Below are 818 nucleotides of genomic sequence, written 5' to 3'. Positions count from 1 at the left end.
TGCTGAAGGAGCGGGACGCGGAGGACATCAAGGTCTTCGGCGGCGGCATCATCCCGGAGGCGGACATCCCGCCGCTGAAGGAACTCGGCGTCGCGGAGATCTTCACTCCGGGCGCGACGACGACATCGATCGTCACCTGGGTCAACGCCCATGTCCGCCAGTCGGCCGGAGCGTGACTCCTCGGCCCGCTGCCGGTAGGGCCGCCATGGCCCTGCCGCCACTACGGCCCTGAGGGATCGGCCGGTATGCGCGGGTGGGCCGGGGCGGTTCGGTTCGTCGGGTCGGTGGGCTTCGTCGGGTCGGTCGGTACGACCGGTACGGGCGCGGCGGCCGGTACGACCGGTACGGGCACGGCGGCCGGTGCGGGCGCGGCGGGCCGGGCGGCCGGTGCCGTTCGCCGGTCGGGTTCCGTCCGTTCCACCGGCCCTGACGGCCCGGCCAGTTCCGCCAGCATCGCCGCGCGCAGACGCAGCGTGGCGACCAGGCGCTGGAACGCCTCCGACCAGTAGCCGCCCGCACCCGGCGAGGCGTCCTCCGTCTCGTCCGGGGTCGCCGTGAGCAGCTCAAGACGGCTCGCCTCGGCGGGGTCCAGACAGCGCTCCGCGAGGCCCATCACTCCGCTGAAGCTCCAGGGGTAACTGCCCGCGTCCCGNNCGCCCGGCCGAGCGGCTCCGCCCAGGGCACCGTGCAGACACCGAGCAGTTGGAACGCCTCGGAGAGGCCATGGGCGGATATGAACGCGGCCACCCAGGAGGCCCGTTCGGCGGACGGCAGCGTCGCGAGCAGTTTCGCCCGCTCCGCGAGGGACGGGGTACCCG

Annotated in this window: 3 pseudogenes; 1 reads left to right on the top strand and 2 read right to left on the bottom strand. The window is 73.9% G+C overall.

Annotation, left to right across the window (positions count from 1 at the left end):
- Positions 1-176, top strand: a pseudogene (gene icmB, locus BFF77_RS37545) (coenzyme B12-dependent isobutyryl CoA mutase small subunit); the annotation flags it as partial.
- Between the two features lie 260 nt (positions 177-436).
- On the opposite strand, the pseudogene BFF77_RS37540 reads toward icmB, so the two are convergent.
- A pseudogene (locus tag BFF77_RS37540) lies at positions 437-652 on the bottom strand (DUF5691 domain-containing protein); the annotation flags it as partial.
- 2 nt (positions 653-654) lie between these two features.
- Positions 655-818, bottom strand: a pseudogene (locus BFF77_RS38340) (DUF5691 domain-containing protein); the annotation flags it as partial.

It is taken from the genome of Streptomyces lushanensis, assembly GCF_001700515.1.
GTDB lineage: Bacteria > Actinomycetota > Actinomycetes > Streptomycetales > Streptomycetaceae > Streptomyces > Streptomyces lushanensis.
Note: the sequence above shows the minus strand (reverse complement) of the source record. Positions and strands in the feature narration are given on the sequence as shown.